12 protein-coding genes are annotated in these 14839 nt (G+C 43.4%); 2 read left to right on the top strand and 10 right to left on the bottom strand.

The window, feature by feature from the left end:
* Nucleotides 1-69: 69 nt before the first annotated feature.
* The 10 genes from folA to nudF form a co-directional block, all read right to left on the bottom strand.
* Complete coding sequence (folA, locus tag AAC147_RS05075) at nucleotides 70-555, bottom strand: type 3 dihydrofolate reductase (RefSeq protein WP_047679325.1); 486 nt, start codon at nucleotides 553-555, stop codon at nucleotides 70-72.
* A gap of 298 nt (nucleotides 556-853) precedes the next feature.
* Nucleotides 854-2131: an insecticidal delta-endotoxin Cry8Ea1 family protein gene (locus AAC147_RS05070; protein WP_047679323.1), complete on the bottom strand. Its 1278-nt coding sequence runs from the start codon at nucleotides 2129-2131 to the stop codon at nucleotides 854-856.
* A gap of 104 nt (nucleotides 2132-2235) precedes the next feature.
* Entirely contained in the window at nucleotides 2236-2667 is a 432-nt protein-coding gene (locus AAC147_RS05065; protein WP_047679321.1) for a hypothetical protein, read from the bottom strand.
* A 504-nt stretch (nucleotides 2668-3171) separates the two neighbouring features.
* On the bottom strand, nucleotides 3172-4596 hold the full coding sequence (gene ftsP / locus AAC147_RS05060) for a cell division protein FtsP (protein ID WP_047679319.1): 1425 nt from the start codon (nucleotides 4594-4596) through the stop codon (nucleotides 3172-3174).
* A 308-nt stretch (nucleotides 4597-4904) separates the two neighbouring features.
* A complete protein-coding gene (locus tag AAC147_RS05055) occupies nucleotides 4905-5645 on the bottom strand; it encodes a 1-acylglycerol-3-phosphate O-acyltransferase (RefSeq protein ID WP_047679317.1) in 741 nt (246 codons plus the stop codon).
* Between the two features lie 85 nt (nucleotides 5646-5730).
* Nucleotides 5731-7977 carry a DNA topoisomerase IV subunit A gene (parC, locus tag AAC147_RS05050; RefSeq protein ID WP_047679315.1) on the bottom strand — a complete coding sequence of 749 codons (2247 nt, stop codon included), beginning with the start codon at nucleotides 7975-7977 and terminating at the stop codon, nucleotides 5731-5733.
* A gap of 163 nt (nucleotides 7978-8140) precedes the next feature.
* Complete coding sequence (parE, locus tag AAC147_RS05045) at nucleotides 8141-10036, bottom strand: DNA topoisomerase IV subunit B (RefSeq protein ID WP_047679313.1); 1896 nt, start codon at nucleotides 10034-10036, stop codon at nucleotides 8141-8143.
* A gap of 140 nt (nucleotides 10037-10176) precedes the next feature.
* Nucleotides 10177-10785 carry an esterase YqiA gene (yqiA, locus tag AAC147_RS05040; RefSeq protein ID WP_047679311.1) on the bottom strand — a complete coding sequence of 203 codons (609 nt, stop codon included), beginning with the start codon at nucleotides 10783-10785 and terminating at the stop codon, nucleotides 10177-10179.
* Complete coding sequence (gene cpdA / locus AAC147_RS05035) at nucleotides 10785-11624, bottom strand: 3',5'-cyclic-AMP phosphodiesterase (protein ID WP_047679309.1); 840 nt, start codon at nucleotides 11622-11624, stop codon at nucleotides 10785-10787. Before cpdA ends, yqiA begins: the two co-directional genes overlap by 1 nt.
* A 105-nt stretch (nucleotides 11625-11729) precedes the next feature.
* A complete protein-coding gene (nudF, locus tag AAC147_RS05030) occupies nucleotides 11730-12401 on the bottom strand; it encodes an ADP-ribose diphosphatase (protein ID WP_047679307.1) in 672 nt (223 codons plus the stop codon).
* A 219-nt stretch (nucleotides 12402-12620) separates the two neighbouring features.
* Here nudF and tolC point away from each other — a divergent pair, with 219 nt between their 5' ends.
* Together tolC and AAC147_RS05020 are read left to right on the top strand one after the other, a co-directional pair.
* The gene (tolC, locus tag AAC147_RS05025; RefSeq protein WP_047679305.1) at nucleotides 12621-13982 is read left to right on the top strand and encodes an outer membrane channel protein TolC; all 1362 of its coding nucleotides are present in this window, start codon (nucleotides 12621-12623) and stop codon (nucleotides 13980-13982) included.
* 171 nt (nucleotides 13983-14153) lie between these two features.
* Nucleotides 14154-14834, top strand: a complete 681-nt coding sequence (locus tag AAC147_RS05020; protein WP_047679303.1) for a DUF1190 family protein — start codon at nucleotides 14154-14156, stop codon at nucleotides 14832-14834.
* Nucleotides 14835-14839: the final 5 nt, after the last annotated feature.

Below are 14839 nucleotides of genomic sequence, written 5' to 3'. Positions count from 1 at the left end.
TCGTGATATTTAGATAATGCCGGAGTGTCTTTTGACACTCCGTATCTCAAATCTGATTGGCAAATAAGATCACTTACGCCGTTCTAGAATCTCAAAACAGTAGCTATGTGAGTTATGTTCATCTGCATCATGGTATTCGGTAAAGATCGAGTTCCATTCATCTGGTTCATAATCAGGGAAATGAGTATCACCAATCACTTCTGCATCAATATGTGTCAGATACATGCGGTTAGCCAGAGGAATAAATTGTTCATAAATTTTACCTCCGCCTACCACCATCACTTCCTCAACATCACCTGCCGCAGCCAATGCTTCTTCGACTGAGCTTACCCAAGTTACACGATCGTCACTGGCTGGCTGACGGCTGATTATGATGTTCAGACGCCCCGGTAAAGGGCGACCAATCGATTCATAAGTTACCCTTCCCATTACAATCGGTTTTCCGAGTGTATTACGTTTAAACCAGGCTAAATCGCCCGGCAAAGCCCACGGCATGGTATTTTCCATACCAATAACTCGATCCATAGCCATCGCAGCAATCAAGCTGATATTCATTAAGTCACCTTACAGGCATGTAGTATAAAAACTGTGGACACTATACGGAAAGGGGTAGTGACAGTCGATAAAATTAGCAATTTATTCAGAACAAATAATTAGCCTATACATCTAATAAATTTCAAGTTGTATCGCAACAACGCAACAATAAAGTAAATTAGCCTTTATTTAGAATAGGAAAGATTACCCCTGGTCACATCAATAACGATGTGACCAGGGGACTCTTTGCAACTAAACAACAACCTGGAACTAACAGTAAATTGCAACCAAACTACGATTCTAATTCTATTAACAAATATTATTTTTTGTCGGCCATCATATGATATGAAACGGCAATACCTGCGGCTTGACCAGCAAGTGAAGGCTCATCGCTGGCCAAGTAAATTCCCGCAATATAGTGATGATCAACAGCATATTTTCTGTATTTTTTCGCGTAACGCTCACCAATACGCAATAAACGCCCATCACTCAACTTAAATAATGCCTCATCAACAGCACCATTTCCCCATACTTCCAAGCTCTCGATAACACTATCATTTAGTTCAATTGAATTTGTTTCTGAGGTCACCGTACCAAGTGTATAAGATGAGCCATTGGTAAATGTAATTTTAATACCACCAACTCTAGGTGCATTCCCAATTCTTTGTACATATCCAATTATGGATTGTATTTTATTGTATTTCCCATTAATTAAAGATGGCTTGAAAGGCTCCTGCATTGCATCGTCTTCTGTAAGAGCCTGAATTCTCATTTTATTAGTCGGACGATCAAACACTGTCGAATAACTGATAGTTTTAGGATAGAAACCACTTTCAAGGCTATTATTCTGTATATGCTCAATTAACTCAATACACTCCAAACCGTGTAATAAACAATATCCCCTTACAGATAATAAATTATTAGTGACACTCCCTGCTGTTGATGTGTTTATAGCATCGTTATATTCATTAGTATACATCGTATGAATATAGTTCTTGGCCTTACCTACTAATTTGTCGATAAGTTCTTTTAATTCATTGACTTCAATATCTGTCAGCCCAATATCTTTTTTCTTCTCTATTCCCATTTTCCAATAAGGGATCTGTAACATAATAGTATTAGTATACATTGGGAGAATCTGGTAATTTGTTCTATTATCAAAAGATTTGAATTTTTCATCTATACTCACCAGATATCTTGCCAGGAACATATATGCATCATGACTTTCCTGACTACCCGGCGAGTTTTTCAGCATAGATTCTACATGTTCCATTTTCCCTTTGATCTCTTGTATTTCTCCATTAAGTATTCCTTTAATGGTTTGTAGAACAGCATTCTCTATCATCTGCTCTACTTTTTGGAGAATTTGCTCCCAAGTATTGTCTTTCTGCTGAGGCCAAAATAGTCCTAACAGGAAGGATAATGCCGGACCCGGACCTGGAATAAATCCTATGCCACCAATAATAGCATCCTTTATGATTGACGACATATCCCATTCATAATCAGGGGTGGATACTGCATAAAGATCCATAGGCATTACGTCAGTCAGTAAAGGCGATGTTTCATTTTCAGATACAGTAATAGGTGTGGTATTCATAATATTATTTTACCTTAATACCTTAATTAATCTGTAGTTAAACAATAGCTTAATTGAATATTTCTTAAGTTAAAATCCATTGATTATAAATAGATTTTATATCATTATTTATTATATCCAGTAACAAAAGCCCGTTTATCGGTGTCATTATAAATGACGACTTTGCTGTAATATAAAGAATTACCAGGTGCTTTTAATATTCCATCCTCTCCTGCTTTCACTGTGATAGAGGAAGATTCGAACCATTCTGATGTGAAAGAATGAGACCAATAAAAAACAGCCCTAACTGTTGGTGCAGGGCCGGAGTTGGCTACATAGTAATCTGGACGTGTTTCAGGAATAATAGGCGTGTCAATTCTTGTTGCCTGCACAGAAGAATGTGGTTCTATTGTGATATCACTATAATTACTGACTGTAAGGGGTTCTGATGCTGGTGTATTTGGACCGTAAGTTGTCGATACTGGAGTAGGTTCATTATTACTATTTGTAATGGTAATACCATTAACACCGTTTGTATTTATATTTATTGTGATCATAAAATCCTTTCCTATTATTAATGAGTGGTTAAAATATGATTTCTCATTTGTAGAATATTAACTATTTTTATTTCCATGGTTTTTCATATATCATTATATAATTATAGGGTTATCTATAATTATGAATAGTTTCTCCTTACAGTTAATCATTTATTTTATTAGTGGATATTGAACCTATATGTTTTTGCCGCGGGTATTCTAAACATATTGTTAAGCAATATGAAATATAAAAAATGGCAACTCGGATTAAAAATTATATTAATGATTTAAATGTATAATTCAATAAATAGATGCAGGGAATATTTATTGATAGATATTCATCTTAGCCGTGTAAGTGATAAGTACTATTAGTGTTACAGCCGTATTTATTTGTCTAAACCAAAGATATTTCCATAAGAAAGATTTGAATAATACGATTTACTGATTATTATCAATACCCACTTTCTTTATTTCTCCTTCAAATCAGACATGCTAATGACCATGAAAAAGGTCTCATAAGAGACCTTACCTCCCCGCCGGACTAACAACTAATTGCCCTGCCACCCCATGATCTGCCATTTCCAATATCTGGCTGTAATACATAAAAGGGTAATGTTCATACGATGGCTGCATCATATTTACCAGCAATTCTGTTCTGCCATCAACCCAGACAGTATCTTTCCAGCCATAATCCTGGGGCTCTGGCCGCACACCGTTGTGGTTGATGACCTTAAATCTGGCACCTTCAATATGGAAAGGTTGTGGAACCGAGGTAGTGACTACCCAACGTTCCCACGCCCCCTGGTGGCTGGTTATATCGATACGACCTGAATGCAATAATGCGCCATTGATCCCTTGTGTTTCATCCCCTAAAACGATCTGGCGATTGCGAATCGAAGTATTAATTTCCGCCATATCCATGACAAGTTGAGAGGGTAACGCTTCCGTGACCAGGGGTAATAATCCCCCCGATTTAATTGTCAGAACGTTCGTTGAGCGTAATTTGTTGGAGGGTTCAAACAGCCCTTTCAGGCGATCAATCATGCCAGCAGACTCACCTGCGGTAATAACCACACTATCCACTTTTGACATATCCACCAGCACTTCACGACGTTCTCCCGGTGCAAGAAAAAGCGTCTGCACTGCAACCGGCGCAGGCAGTAGCCCCTGATCGGTCGCAACCATATAAAAAGGTCTACCATCACTGAGTTGCAATTGGAAGCGGCGGGCATTGGCTGCATTCAATAAACGCAGTCTGATCCAGCCCTTGGCAACTTCAATAAAAGGATCTTCCACACCATTAACAACTAATGTATCACCAAGAAAGCCCTGAGCGGCAGAGGCTTTGTCATACCGGGGAGTACCAAAATTGTCCAATCGCTTGTCTTGCAGAATAACGGGGAAATCATCAACTCCATAATGTTTAGGCAAAGGTAAGTTACGGCTGCTTGCATCTTCTACCAACCACATTCCCGCTAGTCCTGCATAAACCTGTCTCGCCATTCGGTGTGGTGTATTAGCATGATACCAGCATGTCGCTGCCGGTTGCTCAATAGGAATGACGGGGGACCAGTTTCCGTTAGAGGGGATCAGACGTGTTGCTCCACCCGTTAATGTTCCGGGGACTTGCAACCCACTCACCGTCATTGAAACAGGCTCTGACAAGCGGTTGCTATATATCAGCTTAACGTTGTCTCCTTTACGGACACGAATAGTCGGCCCCAAGTAAAGCCCATTGATACCCCATACCGAAGCCTTATTTTTTCCATCAAAAAACCAGTTGGATTTCTGTAGAGCCAAAAACAGAGGCTGTCCGCCACGGGATTCCAGCAAAGGGGGAACAGGCAATGCCGTTTGTTGATCTTTATTAGCTCGAACCGCAAAAGGGAGCGCCCCTAAACACATTGCCAAACCAGATGCCTGAATAAATTGGCGCCGACTCAGTGACATATTTTCTCCACGGCAGGAATAATCTCCACGACAAGAAAGAATAGCATCCCCAATTGATTGCTTATGCACACTCAATAAATTTCGAGTGACATCGCGGTGGTAAGTGAATGAATTCCCCAATGTGGGGATATTAGGATTTATTATTCTGTCGAATTACGTTTTATCGATTGCATTTAATAAAAACGTTAACTTATTAAAAAACAATCATATCGCGAATAGGGGATAAATTCTAAAACTATCTTAAATTTATAGTCAGAATTCATCCCCAAACCAGAAAGGAAGGGGCTGTAATGCTAGAATATTTAGTTTTAATTCAACTGACTACGTTTGTTAAGTTCGTCTACTTCTTTATCCAGCTCTTCAATCTTAGCTTGCATCATTTGGCGACAATATTCAGCCAATTCACGCACCTGCTCTTTTGTATATTTCGCCGTATCAATGGGAGGCAACATCTCAACAATAACAACACCATTATTCCAACGATTGAGTTTTATTCTGTCATGGGTTGAGGAGACGCAAACAGGTACAATCGGCACACCAGCCGCAATGGCCGCATGAAAAGCACCAGTTTTAAACGGCAGTAAACCACGCCCACGGCTGCGAGTACCTTCCGGGAACATCCAGACAGAGACTCGATTCTTTTTGATCTGATCCACAACTTGTGAAATCGTTCCGTGCGCTTTTGTCCGGTTTTCCCTGTCAATCAGGATATTCCCCGTCAGCCAATACAACTGACCAAAGAAAGGGATAAAGAGCAGACTCTTCTTACCAACAGTCACCGTGCGTGGCTGTACGGCATTCGACATCGTTATCATGTCGTAGTTATTCTGGTGATTACCAATATAGATGCTCGAACCATATTGAGAAGTATCTTCAGGAATGCGCTCTATCAATGTGATACCGAATATTTTGTGTAGTTTGCCAAATGCCCGGCCAAAGGTCATCACATGGCGCGGATCACGCGGACTAAATAAACAGTAAATTCCACCAAATATACAGATCAAAATGGTGAACAAAATAACAATGATCCCACGAATAATGGTTAACATAGTTTTCTCTTGCAGTTTCCTGTAGCAAGGCAGGACAGCGCCACACTGACCCGCTATTAAGGGTTATTTAAGATGTTCTTATTTATTACACACTCAACACTTCTACACGTTCAACACGCTGTAACCCGCGTGGCAGTGCAGTTCCTTTGCGTCCTCTCTCTGCCCGGAATTTCTGCAAATCCTCTGGGTAAAGCTGCAATTTGCGTTTACCGAAATAAAGCGTAATTGAGGATTTCGGAGACAATACTAGCAACCAGCTCAACATATCTTCTCCTGAAGCAGCCTGAGAGGCGGTAATGGAAACAATTTTGTTACCTTTACCTTTTGAAAGCTGTGGAAGATCTGTGACCGGGAACATCAACATACGACCGGCTTTCGTGATCGCCAGTAACATATCATCCTGTTCATTGGTGATCTCCAATGGTGGCATGACCTTAGCATTCTGTGGCAACGTAATCAGCGCTTTCCCCGCCCTGTTTTTAGCAATCAGGTCATTAAAAGTACAGATGAAGCCATAACCTGCATCAGATGCCATCAAAAATCTCTGATCGTCTTTCGCCATTAGCAGATGTTCAACAGACGCCCCTGCCGGTAATGCCAGTTTGCCGGTCAAAGGTTCCCCCTGCCCTCTGGCAGATGGCAAGTCCAATGGGTCAACGGAATAACTACGCCCTGTACTATCAATAAAGACCACTGGCTGATTACTCTTACCACGAACAGCACTACGGAAGTTGTCACCGGATTTGTAATTCAAACCCGCAGGATCGATTTCATGCCCTTTCGCACTACGTACCCAACCCATTTGAGACATGACAACAGTGATCGGTTCAGATGGCAGGATATCGTGATCACTCATGGCTTTCGCTTCTGAACGCTCTTTCAGCGGAGAACGGCGCACGTCGCCATAGTTTTCCGCATCCGCAATAATTTCTTTTTTCAGCAGGGTATTCAGCTTACGCTCAGAACCAAGGATAGCCTGAAGTTTATCCCGCTCTTTTGCCAGCCCATCCTGCTCACCACGGATTTTAACTTCTTCCAGCTTCGCCAGATGACGCAGTTTCAGCTCCAGAATCGCTTCCGCCTGTGTTTCCGTTAATCCAAAACGCTGCATCAATACTGGTTTGGGTTCATCTTCACTACGGATGATATGGATAACTTCATCAATGTTGAGATACGCTGTCAGCAAACCTTCCAGAATATGCAGACGCTTGAGTACTTTTTCTAGGCGATGATTCAGGCGGTTACGCACCGTTTCACGCCGGAAAACCAACCACTCACTGAGGATTTCGACCAAACCTTTTACACTTGGACGATTATCCAGACCAATCATGTTGAGGTTAACACGATAGCTTTTTTCCAGATCGGTAGTTGCAAACAGATGATTCATGACCTGCTCAACATCCACACGATTCGTTCTTGGCACAATCACCAGACGTATCGGATTTTCATGATCGGACTCATCACGTAGATCATCTACCATCGGCAGTTTCTTCGAACGCATCTGGCTTGCAATCTGTTCCAACACTTTCGCACCGGATACTTGATGTGGCAGAGCAGTAATAACAACATTGCCCTCTTCTTTTGACCACACGGCACGCATACGTATTGAACCACGGCCATTTTTGTAGATTTTACGGATATCTTCTTTTGAAGTGATGATTTCCGCTTCTGTTGGATAATCCGGCCCCTTCACATACTCCATGACTTCATCAAGTGAACATTCGGGTTTATCCAACATCGCAATCAGCGCATTTGCTACTTCACGCGTATTGTGTGGAGGTATATCAGTCGCCATACCAACAGCAATACCCGTAGTTCCGTTTAGCAGGATATTCGGCAGGCGCGCAGGCAGCATTTTGGGTTCCTGCAACGTACCATCAAAGTTTGGCACCCAATCTACAGTACCGTGACCAAGTTCACTCAGCAGTAATTCTGCATACTTAGACAGGCGGGATTCGGTATAACGCATCGCTGCAAAAGATTTTGGATCATCTGGAGCCCCCCAGTTCCCCTGGCCATCCACCAGTGGATAACGGTAAGAGAAAGGCTGCGCCATCAAGACCATGGCTTCATAACAGGCTCCATCTCCATGTGGATGGTATTTACCCAGTACATCACCAACAGTACGGGCAGATTTTTTGAATTTTGCACTGTTATTTAGCCCAAGCTCTGACATCGCATAGACAATACGGCGCTGAACAGGCTTTAAGCCATCACCGATAAAAGGCAGCGCCCTGTCCATAATGACGTACATGGAATAGTTCAAATAGGCGTTTTCAGTGAATGTGTGGAGCGGTTGGCGCTCTACACCATCGTGAGTTATCTCACTCATGTGTTAATTTCCTCAGAATCTGTCTTGACTACCGTGCGCTATGCTTCTGTTGGTTACACCTGATGTTGGTTACACCTAAAGTTGTGTTACACAAACTGTGTTATAACCAAGAAGTGTTATAACCAAGCAATGTTATAACTAAATGCGTTATAACCGGGTTGCGCTATAACTCAATCTCGATGGCATCACCCTTTTCTTGCAACCAATTACGGCGATCTTCCGAGCGTTTTTTTGCCAGAAGCATATCCATAACAGAGAGGGTTTCCTGATAATTCTCATCGTTGATAGTCAATTGCACCAGACGGCGAGTATTGGGGTCTAATGTGGTTTCACGTAATTGCATTGGGTTCATTTCACCTAACCCTTTGAAGCGCTGAACATTCGGTTTGCCACGCTTGCGGCTCAGGCGGTCTAATATCGCGCTCTTTTCACCTGCATCCAGCGCATAGTGCACCTCTTTACCAAGGTCAATGCGATACAATGGTGGCATTGCCATATAAACATGACCACGTTTTACTAATGTCGGGAAATGGCGGACAAACAAAGCGCACAAAAGTGTTGCAATATGCAAGCCGTCAGAATCCGCATCCGCCAGAATACAAATTTTACCGTAACGTAGTTGGCTGATATCTTCACTGTCAGGATCAATACCGATGGCTACGGAAATATCATGCACTTCCTGTGAAGCCAGTACCTCATCTGAAGAGACTTCCCATGTATTCAGGATCTTACCACGCAGAGGCATAATCGCCTGAAACTCACGATCACGGGCTTGTTTGGCAGAACCACCTGCGGAATCCCCTTCTACCAGAAACAGTTCAGTGACATTTAGATCCTGTGACGTACAGTCTGCCAGTTTACCCGGCAGTGCAGGGCCGTTGGTCAGTTTTTTACGCACGACTTTCTTTGCTGCACGCATACGGCGCTGTGCACTGGCAATTGCCATTTCAGCCAGTTGTTCAGCTTCCTGAATATGCTGGTTCAGCCACAGACTGAAAGCATCTTTGACAACACCGGAAACAAAGGCCGCAGACTGGCGCGATGATAAACGCTCTTTGGTCTGTCCAGCAAATTGTGGGTCCTGCATTTTGAGGGATAACACGTAGGCACAGCGATCCCAGATATCATCTGCGGAAAGTTTAACACCGCGAGGCAGTATATTGCGGAATTCACAGAACTCACGCATTGCATCCAACAACCCTTGACGCAAGCCATTGACATGGGTTCCACCTTGTATCGTCGGGATCAGGTTAACATAGCTTTCTCCCAACAACTCGCCACCTTCAGGCAGCCAGAGCAATGCCCAGTCAACCGCTTCAGTTTCACCGCTGAGAGTGCCCACAAATGGCGATTGTGGTAATGTCACCAGCCCATTGACGGCTTCCAGCAAGTAATCTGTCAGACCATCGGCATAACACCATTTTTGTGCTGTTCCTGACAGATTGTCCTTAAAGACAATCTCCACGCCCGGACACAAGACCGCCTTTGCTTTCAGAAGGTGGGTCAAGCGCGAAGTCGAGAAGCGAGGAGTATCGAAATAACTTTCATCTGGCCAGAAATGAACACTGGTGCCTGTATTACGTTTTCCGCAGCTCCCGATAACTTCCAGCTCCTGTACCTTATCGCCATTTTCAAAAGCGATCTGATGAACCTGGCTGTTACGACGAACGGTCACTTCGACTCGTTTGGACAGAGCATTAACTACTGAAATCCCCACGCCATGCAATCCACCGGAAAATTGGTAGTTTTTATTGGAAAATTTGCCACCTGCATGCAGACGGGTCAGGATCAACTCAACTGCGGATACTTTTTCTTCAGGATGGATATCAACCGGCATACCACGGCCATCATCTATCACTTCCAGAGACTGATCGCTGTGGAGGATCACTTCAATATGCTTCGCGTGACCAGCTAGCGCTTCGTCCACACTATTATCGATCACTTCCTGTGCCAGATGATTCGGGCGGGCTGTGTCGGTATACATTCCTGGACGACGACGAACTGGCTCCAGGCCACTGAGGACTTCAATGGCCTCTGCGTTATAACTAGATTGAGTCATGTTGTAATTCTGTCGGTTGCTTCATGATTTAAAGAGGGTCAATCAGTATTGATTACCCTGCGTTTCCTGGGTTACCGATTTATGGGTTGCGGCCTCACCCGAAAATCCATTGGGTAGATACTGTTGATAATACCAGTCACTTACTTGTTTTTGGCAATTTTTTTACTATCGCCACTGGTTAGCCCCAAGAAGTCAATAATTTGAGGAAAATAGTATTCGAAACCAATAAAAGCATGATTCCCACCTGATTCGACCGTCTGCCTGCACTGCATCAGGTATGCAACTGCCTGACGGTAATCCAGCACTTCATCCCCGGTTTGTTGCAATAACCAGATAAGATCCGGTGACTCCAACGGGTCAATGTGCATCACTTTGAGATCATAGATGTGGCTTTGTTCAAGAGTATACCGCTCTTTGGTATAGGGGTTTACGTTTTCCCCGAGATACTCCTGAAGAATATCGAATGGACGAACCGCAGGATTGACGACTACGGCTGGCAGGCCAAAACATTGTGAAAGCCAAATAGCCAGATAGCCACCGAGTGAAGAACCGACCAAACCAATCTGTTCCCCGGCACGACTTATTACCAGTTCTTCCAGCAAGGCGGCTGCATCTTCAGGATAAGGGGGTAATTGTGGCACCAACATATCTATTTCAGGATGCTGTTGGTGCAGCCATGTTTTCAGCGTATTGGCTTTCTCTGATTGTGGCGAACTGTTAAAACCATGTAGATAAAGTAACGTTGACATTAATACCCGTCCGAATCTAAATCCGGGCAAAATGCATTATTCTTGAGCCTGTGAAGCTGCGTTTGCAATTTCGCTTCTCCCTCGCCAGTCACAGACAATTCAAGATAACGCCAACCCGGGGCCACTGTATCAAGCATAAAATTAGTACAATGTGGTTTAAATTGCACACAAGTTGATGGCGTCGCCATAACACGAATACCATTCCACATCTCATCCAGCTCCTGATGAATGTGCCCACACAGTATTGTTTTCACCTGCGGTTTATTTTTCAAGAATTCTGCTAATGCAGGAGCATTACGTAAACAGTGTTGATCCAACCAGGTGCAACCCGATAGTACAGGATGGTGGTGCAACATGACAATCGCATAACGATCACTGTGCTCATCCAGACATTTTGTCATCCACTCAAGCTGGTAATCCGTTAATTCACCATGAGGAACTCCCTGCACTTGACTATCCAGCATGATTAATTGCCAGTGTTGACCAATGAATATTTGCTTAGAAAGAGGGAGCCCCGCTGCTGTCAGTACATCAACCATCGCAGGCTGATAATCATGATTACCAGGTAACCAAACGCAAGGGGCAAGCAAACGGGCAACGCCTTCAACAAAATGTTGATAAGCACCGATAGTTTGATCCTGAACCAAATCACCTGTAACAACTACCAAATCGAGATCGAGATTCTGCTCAAGGATCGCATCCAGCACAGCATGATAACTGCGATAGGTATTAACGCCTAGCAGTGAGTCACCTTTATTGGCGAAAAGGTGCATGTCGGTGATTTGCAATATTCTTGCTGTGGCGCCTTTTGCCACAGGTATTTCAAGCAGGCTTTCCAAATGGTTTCCTTTTCCTGTCGATCATAGGGGATTATTCTAACGTGCTTTTTCACATAAGATCTGCTGACTGGGGCACACTTCGCGTTTCCCAAGACAAATGAGAGATTATCTCTCCAACCACGCTTTTTTGAGTTTTTCATGGTGCAACGTCAGCCACTGTATTGCAATAACGGAAGCCGCATTATCGATAATTCCCTCTTCTACCCATTGGTAAGCCTGTTCACGACTGACAGTCAGCACCCGGATATCTTCATTTTCACCTTCCAGACCATGAATACCAAAAGCAGTAGAAGAATCGACCTCCCCAACAAAAATATGCATACGCTCTGTTGTTCCTCCGGGGCTTGAAAGGTAACTCAATGCTGGTTGACAACGTTTGACCTCAATACCCGCTTCCTCCATCGCCTCACGGCGAACAACCTGTTCGGCAACTTCCCCTTCTTCGATCATGCCTGCAATCACTTCCAGTAACCACGGCGTTTGACTGGTTTCAATTGCCGGAATGCGGATTTGTTCAATCAGAACCACTTCATCACGTATCGGATCATAAGGTAACAAAACGCCTGCATGCCCTCGCTCAAACACTTCACGTTTAATGGTTTCACTCCATCCTCCACAAAACAGACGGTGTCTGAATTGATATTCCGTCATTTTAAAAAAACCACGATAGAGCGGCTTGCGGGAAATAACTTCAACATCTTGTTTTGTAAAAGTACGTGGTTTTTTAGACGATAGGGATTTTGCAGAAACAAGCGGTGAGGCAAAATCTTCACGCATAAAGACTCCTGATTGTTATCTTTTATTTATCTATTATTAAAATGTATTTTGTCATATTGGTCTAAATAAATTCGTTTTGAAGATACAAACAGACCAGAAAATAAGGCAATATGGCACAAACAGCCACCCTATCCTGCAAGTATTCTCTGCTAGAATCTGTAATATTGTTTTTTATGCAGAGGCAAATTAGGCAAAATAGCTGCACAACAAGGAACGCAAATGAAAAAATTGCTATCTCTTTTTATCGCTATAAATCTGGTAGGTTTCAGTACCTCAAGCCATGCAGAAGATCTATTGCAAATTTACAAACAGGCAAAAGAAACTAATCCTGAATTGCTTAAGGCACTGGCTGACCGCAATTCGGTTTTTGAAGGAATTAATATAGCCCGTAGTCCTTTGTTACCTCAATTAGAACTGGGGGCGGGAGTTAACTATGGCAAAAATTTTCGCAAGAACAAACAAGAAAACTATGGTACTAATGCAGACTTAACTCTGAGCCAGACAATTTTTAATATGTCCACATGGAACAAACTGAGTCAGGCTGAAAAGAATGCAGGAATTGCCGATATTACTTACCAAAAAACCCAGCAACAATTAATTCTGGATACTGCCAACGCCTATTTTGATGTTCTGAGTAAGATTGATTCTCTGACTTATACCGACGCCCAGAAAGCCTCACTGTATCGACAATTAGATCAAACAACTCAACGCTTCAATGTAGGTCTGGCCGCCATTACTGACGTGCAGAACTCCCGTGCCCAATATGACACCATTCTGGCACAGGAAGTTTCTGATCGTAACGACCTGGACAATTCTCTGGAAAAATTACGTCTGATTACCGGAGTTTATTATCCACAGTTGGCTTCATTAAATGTTGAACGCTTCAAGACAAATAAGCCAGAACCTGCCGAAGTTATACTAAAAGAAGCTGAAGCCCGCAATCTGAGCTTGTTATCCGCACGTTTGACGCAAGATTTGAAACGCGAGCAAATTAAAGACGCACAGACTGGCTACATGCCAACCATCAAATTAACGGCAAGTACAGGGGTCGGTAATAAACATTACCGTAATGGAGAATACAGCAATCAATATTCTGGAAGCAATTCTGTCGGTGTATCCTTAAATCTGCCACTTTATAATGGCGGAGCAACCCGTTCTCAAGTTGAACAGGCCAAATACGATTTTGTCGCCAGTAGCCAAGAACTGGAAAATACTTACCGCAAAGTAATTCAGGATGTACGTTCTTCTACCAATAATATTGCGGCCTCTATCAGTAGTATTGAAGCTAACAAACAAGCTGTGCTCTCTGCCGAAAGCTCATTACACTCCACAGAGGCCGGTTATCATGTAGGAACTCGTACCATCGTTGATGTACTGAATTCCACCTCTAAGCTGTACGAGACAAAGCGGAGACTCTCTAAAGTACGTTATGATTATCTGCTCAATCTGTTAATTAATCAGCAGGCCCGCGGTACTTTAAGTGAAGAGGATCTGGCGGCACTGAATAACCTGTTAGGTGCACAGGTTCCAACTTCCGCTAGCAGTATTATTAAAGAGATGAAAACGCCATCAATTCGATGAATTAATGCGCTATCGTTTTCAATTAAAAAACGTTATATTAAAGACGCTATACTAATAAAGCAGCCCGCCGTTGTGTGGGCTATTTTTTAATAAGATCCCCAGGAGCCGTCCCATTGCGCATCATTGGTGGGATTCGCTCTTAATCTGATACCTTTAAGATGGATGCCCCCTATGACAATGAAACGGACAAAAGAGATTAACCGTGATAATTTTCGTAAAGCATGGCGAAATTATCGTCTTGCACCTGTGGCACTCGCTGTCAGTGCGGTTTTCATGCTTTCTGCCTGTGAACAGAACGATGAAACGGTATCGCTTTATACCAATGCCGATGAGTGTTCCAAGGCAAATCCTTCTCAAAGTGAACAATGCACTATCGCTTATAACAACGCCCTGAAAGAAGCGGAAAAAACGGCACCGAAATACGCAACCCGTGAAGACTGTGTTGCTGAGTTTGGTGAACAACAATGTACTCAGGCCCCCGCACAGGCCGGTGTTGGTAATCAGGCTCAGGCACAAAGCAGCAGCGGTAGCTTCTGGATGCCGTTGATGGCAGGCTACATGATGGGTCGTTTGATGGGCGGAAACTCAGCTCCTTCACAACCGCTGTTCTCATCAAAATCTGCCAGTAGCCCGGCTAATGGCAAGTTTGTTGATGCAACAGGTAAGAGTTATGGCCCGGCTACGGCTGGCGGTCGTACCATGTCTGTACCCAAAACAGCAATGGCACCAAAACCAGCAACCACATCGACCATTACGCGTGGTGGGTTCGGTGATACAGTAGCAAAACAATCCAGTATGCAGCGTTCATCTGCTGGTTCAAGCTCCAGCTCTTCCCGTTCAATGGGCGGTTAAGTCAA

Origin of the sequence: Xenorhabdus sp. NBAII XenSa04, from assembly GCF_963866145.1 — a bacterium.
In the GTDB taxonomy this organism is placed as follows: domain Bacteria; phylum Pseudomonadota; class Gammaproteobacteria; order Enterobacterales; family Enterobacteriaceae; genus Xenorhabdus; species Xenorhabdus indica.
Note: the sequence above shows the minus strand (reverse complement) of the source record. Positions and strands in the feature narration are given on the sequence as shown.